Raw genomic sequence first — 5,036 nt, forward strand, 5'->3', positions numbered from 1 at the left:
CGTGAGTCAGCTCCTCGACGTGAAACAGGTCATCGCGCCCCTGCGCCGCCTCCTGAATATTGAGCAGCCCCGCCTGCAGGCGGTGGCCGGCAGCGTCCAGGGTATCTTGCAGCTCACGCAGGGTCTGGCCGGTCTCGTGCAGCAGTTTTTCGCAGCTGTGAATGGCATCGACCCAGTTCTGGGTCAGCAGGGCCGCAATTTCGCTTTTGACCTGATTCTGCTGCTCATCCATGGCGCGCTGGGTGAGATCGATCCGCCCCAGCGTCTCTTCCAGCGAGAAGGTGAGGCGCGGCAGCACCTCGGCATCCCACTGCTCGCGGGTGTTAGTCTCAAGCGCCGCCTTGCGGGCGGTGTCGAGCTCGGCAGCCAGGTGTTCGAGCAGAATGGAGAGCTTGATGGAGTCAACCTGACGCTGATCCATAAAGAAGTCGACGATGCTCACGCCCAGGCGAGACAGGCGGTAGAGGCTCTCCCCCGCCACCATGTCGGTGTTGAAACGCGACAGCAGCTGCTGGCGAATAAGGTCGTTGATGGCGTTGTTGGCGCGACCTGTGAGGGTCTCGTCCATCTGGCCGAAGGCGCTGCTGACATAGCCAAAGGCGTCGTGCAGCGCCGCTTCCGACAGATCCGACTCATCCTCGGACAGGGTCTTGATTGCAATCAGAAAGGCCAGCCGGTCGGTCGGCAGGCTCAACGCCAACCCCTCCTGCCTGACCCACCCTACTAGCTCCGGCAAAGAACGCTCTGGCAGGGTACGGGATGTACTCATCATGATGTTGTCATCTCGTTGTTGTATTGGGCGCAAAATCGTGCGCGCGGCTACATCCGGTAGCATCGAAAACATGGTTCACATCGACGTGAACCGCGAGCAATCAGCTGGCCGGCTTCTGGGCCATCACATGGATATAGCGACCAAGGGCGACAAAAGGCTCCTGACGGCAATATTGCTGCTCCATGGCCAGCAGATCGTCGAACTTCTCCACCTGATCCTGCTTGTGACGCATATAGTCGTGGATCACCCGCACCCCGGTCTTGCCGATGATGCGCAGCCCCCCGCGACCAATCCAGTCATAGACCTGCTCCGGCAGCTGGGGATTGGTGGGCGTAAGCGCAGTCTGGCGCTTCTTGCGAAGGCCAAGGCGTACATAGTCAAAATTGCCCACCACCAGGCTCTGGAACAGCAAGCCATGACGGTTGTAGAAAAGCAGCGACAGTATGCCCCCGGTATTGACGAAAGGGAACAGACCCAGCAAGGTCTGGCGCGGCTCGGCAAGCCACTCCAGCACAGCATGGCAGAGCACCAGATCAAAGGTACCGGTCACGTGTTGCTTCAGATCCTGAATGGGGCAATGGATGAGACGGATTTTGTCTTCCAGTCCCTTCTCGGCGATCTGGCTGCGGGCCAGTTCCAGCATTTCTGCTGACAGATCGCACAGCTCCACCTGATGGCCCATGGCCGCCAGCTTCTGGGCGAAATAACCAAAACCGCCCCCCGCATCGAGGATGCGCAGCGGTCGGTTGCCAAGGCGGGCCAGGCAGGCTTCGATGTCGCTCCAGACAATGGTGGTGCGGATGCGCCCCTTGGTGGAGTCGTAAATGTTGCGGGCGAACTTGTCGGCGCGCCCGTCAAAACTCTGATCGTGCTTCAAGGAGAAACTCAACGTTAGCGCCACAGGGTTGTGGCCATCCCAAAAAAGAGAGGTATTCTGTCACATCCCGAATTTGCTGAAAACTCAAGGAAGTGTCTGCCGTGTTTGTGATTAAAAAGTGGCTGGGTCAGCTGTTGATGCCGCTCCCCTTCTCCCTCTCCCTGCTGCTGGTCGCCCTGCTGCTGCTCTGGTTCACCCGTTTTCAGAAAACCGGCAAGCTGCTGGCCACCCTCTCGCTGCTCATTGTGGCGCTGATGGGGATGCGGCCGGTGAGCTATGAACTGGCCCGCGGGCTGGAGCAGACCTTCCTGCCGTTCGAGGTGAGCCAGCATCCTGACATCCAGGCCATCGTGGTGCTCGGCAATGGTCATGTCAGCGACCCTGCGGTGCCGATGCGCAGTTGGCAGAACAATATCGCCCTGGCCCGCACTCTCGAAGGTGTTCGGCTGGCCCAGGCTTATCCGCAGGCGGAGCTGATCTTTTCAGGCTATGTATCGGGGGATACCCTCTCCAATGCCGAGGTCAATGCCCGGATGGCCGAGAGCCTTGGTATTCCCCGCGCGCGGATGACGTTGTTTGAAAACAACAAAGACACTCATGATGAGGCGGTCAGTATCAGCCGCCACCTCAAGGGAAAAGAGGTGGCGCTGGTCAGTTCTGCCGCCCACCTGCCGCGCGCCATGGCCCTCTATCAGGGTCAGGGACTCAAGGCCGTGCCGGCCCCCACCGATTACACCGCCAAGCAGAGCCAGGTACCCCAGCCGCTCTACAGTTATTTACCCAAAGGACGTTATCTGATGTATTCCGAAGCTGCCATCCACGAATGGATTGGGGTATGGTGGGCTCGCTTGCGGGGGCAGGTTAACGAATGAGCGATCAAGCGTTTCATTCCTGATTTGGATCAGGAAAGCGAAAAAAAATTACGTCATTTGCCGCCGGGTCAGCTATCTTGGGCTCGGTTCAATTCATATAATGTCGCGCAATCAAATGCCTAGGAGATATACAAGATGAGACAGCACCTGGTAATGGGTAACTGGAAACTGAACGGCACCAAGGCTTCTGTAGAAGCTCTGATCAAAGGACTGACCCCGGCTGCTGCCGCTCATCCTTCTGTACAAGTCGCCGTCTGCCCGCCGGTTATCTTTTTGGGTCTGGTTGAGCAACTGACCGCTGGCAGCAAGATTGCCTACGGTGCCCAGAACGCTGACGTTCACGAGTCTGGTGCCTTCACCGGCGAAAACGCCCCCTCCATGCTGAAAGCCTTTGGTTGCACCTACTCTCTGGTCGGCCACAGCGAGCGTCGTACCCTGCACGCAGAGACTGACGACGTGGTTGCTGCCAAGTACGAAGCGATCCAGAAAGGCGGCCTGATCCCGGTTCTGTGCATCGGTGAAACTCTGGAGCAGTTCGAAGCCGGCGTGACCAAAAACGTGGTTGAGACCCAGCTGAAAGCTGTTATCGACCGTTGCGGCATCGCCTCCTTCAACAACGCCGTTATCGCTTACGAGCCGGTATGGGCCATCGGTACCGGCAAGACTGCCACTCCGGAGATCGCTCAGTCCGTTCACGCTCACATCCGTCAGTACCTGGCCGGTTTTGATGCCGCCGTTGCTGCCAAAGTACAGATCCTGTACGGCGGTTCCGTCACTGGCGCCACTGCAGCCGACCTGTTCGGTCAGCCGGACATCGACGGTGGCCTGGTCGGTGGTGCGTCCCTAAAAGTGGACGACTTCTCCCAGATCATCGCTGGCGCTGCCAAGTAATCGCTGATTACGGCAAAGAGAGGGGCTCGTCCCCTCTCTTGTATCGCTTTTCCTATGGTGGCCCCCGCATCCCATATGAAAGCCGATATAGTAAAAGTGGCTTGTCTATTTAAACATTCGTATTTGACAACTCAGATCCAGAGGCACTCATGACCAAACAAATCAAACGTATTGGTGTTTTGACCAGTGGTGGCGACGCACCGGGTATGAACGCAGCCATTCGCGCCGTGGTTCGCGCCGGTTTGCATCATGGCCTGGAAGTTTACGGTATTTATGATGGCTACCTCGGTCTGCACCAGGATCGTATCGTCAAGCTGGAGCGTCACAGCGTTTCCGACGTGGTGAACCGTGGTGGTACTTTCCTCGGCTCCGCCCGTTTCCCTGCTTTCAAAGACCCCGCAGTGCGCGCCGAAGCGATCGAAAACCTGAAAAAACACGGTATCGATGCGCTGGTCGTCATCGGTGGTGACGGCTCCTACATGGGTGCCAAGAAGCTGACCGAAGAGGGTTTCCCCTGCATCGGCCTGCCGGGCACCATCGACAACGACATCGCCGGTACCGACTTCACCATCGGTTTTGATACCGCTCTGAACGTGGTGGTTGACGCCATCGACCGTCTGCGTGACACCTGCAGCTCCCACCACCGTATCTCCGTGGTCGAGATCATGGGCCGCCACTGTGGCGATCTGGCCATGTCTGCCGCCGTTGCCGGTGGTGCCGAGTATGTGATCGTGCCGGAAGTAGCCTTCGACAAAGAGAAGCTGCTCAAGCAGATCAAGGAAGGCGAAGCCAAGGGCAAGAAGCACGCCATCATCACCATCTGCGAGCACGTTACCGACGTGAACGCGCTGGCCAAGGACATCGAAGCCCTGACCGGTCGTGAAACTCGCGCCACCATCCTCGGCCACATCCAGCGTGGCGGTGCCCCGACTGCCCGTGACCGCATCATGTCCAGCCGTATGGGTGCTTACGCCGTTGAGCAGCTGCTGGCTGGTCACGGTGGTCGCTGCGTCGGTATCCAGCGCAACGAGCTGGTACACCACGACATAATCGACTGCATCGAGAACATGAAGCGTCCGTTCGATCAGGAGCTTTACAACCTCTCCACCACCCTGTTCTAAGCCTCGCGGCTTTTTACCGGCTGTTGATGACAAAAACCCTCCATCGGAGGGTTTTTTAATATCTTGCAAAAACGGGGGCATCGGCACGCTGTGTGCCCCTCACCATACGGGTTGCCTGATTCCCAAGCCTTGCGCCATCTGACTGATCACCAGCCTTCCTCTGCTCACAGCAACTGGCATCAGCCTAAGAACAAAGTTCCGGTATTGTCGTGGATCTTTTATCACTGCGAACCGGATTGCGTTGACCTGTCCTCTGTCGCCCCTGAAACGAGCTTGTTCAGCCTCCTCGTCATACGCCGCTTTTTATATCTCAATCTTGTAGAGGGGATTCAGATATCTTACCCAACCATGCTCCGGCGCTGCTTTCGTATTGCACTCACATGACTCACGCAGATGCACCGGCTACGCAAATCGCTACTCGCGCCCAGCCCAGCCCAGCCCAGCCCAGCCAGAGAATACGCCTCTGGCCTATTGCGCACCTCACTCTTGCTGCGGCCATGTCT

The 5,036-nt window shown here is 57.9% G+C and carries 4 protein-coding genes and 1 pseudogene; 3 read left to right on the top strand and 2 right to left on the bottom strand.

Annotated features, from left to right (window positions below; all coding sequences use genetic code 11):
* Together AACS18_RS22980 and cmoM are read right to left on the bottom strand one after the other, a co-directional pair.
* A pseudogene (locus tag AACS18_RS22980) lies at window positions 1-772 on the bottom strand (chromosome partition protein MukF); the annotation flags it as partial.
* 100 nt (window positions 773-872) lie between these two features.
* Window positions 873-1,649: a tRNA uridine 5-oxyacetic acid(34) methyltransferase CmoM gene (cmoM, locus tag AACS18_RS01435; protein ID WP_108613513.1), complete on the bottom strand. Its 777-nt coding sequence runs from the start codon at window positions 1,647-1,649 to the stop codon at window positions 873-875.
* Window positions 1,650-1,750: 101 nt separating this feature from the next.
* Here cmoM and elyC point away from each other — a divergent pair, with 101 nt between their 5' ends.
* The 3 genes from elyC to pfkA all read left to right on the top strand — a co-directional run bounded on the left by elyC (window position 1,751) and on the right by pfkA (window position 4,533).
* On the top strand, window positions 1,751-2,521 hold the full coding sequence (elyC, locus tag AACS18_RS01440) for an envelope biogenesis factor ElyC (protein WP_181363377.1): 771 nt from the start codon (window positions 1,751-1,753) through the stop codon (window positions 2,519-2,521).
* A gap of 135 nt (window positions 2,522-2,656) precedes the next feature.
* Window positions 2,657-3,412, top strand: coding sequence for a triose-phosphate isomerase (gene tpiA / locus AACS18_RS01445; RefSeq protein WP_047440675.1), 756 nt, complete (start codon window positions 2,657-2,659; stop codon window positions 3,410-3,412).
* A gap of 149 nt (window positions 3,413-3,561) precedes the next feature.
* Window positions 3,562-4,533, top strand: a complete 972-nt coding sequence (gene pfkA, locus AACS18_RS01450; protein ID WP_005336840.1) for a 6-phosphofructokinase — start codon at window positions 3,562-3,564, stop codon at window positions 4,531-4,533.
* The last annotated feature ends 503 nt before the right edge of the window (window positions 4,534-5,036 follow it).

It is taken from the genome of Aeromonas sp. HMWF015 (assembly GCF_963878965.1).
GTDB lineage: Bacteria > Pseudomonadota > Gammaproteobacteria > Enterobacterales > Aeromonadaceae > Aeromonas > Aeromonas veronii.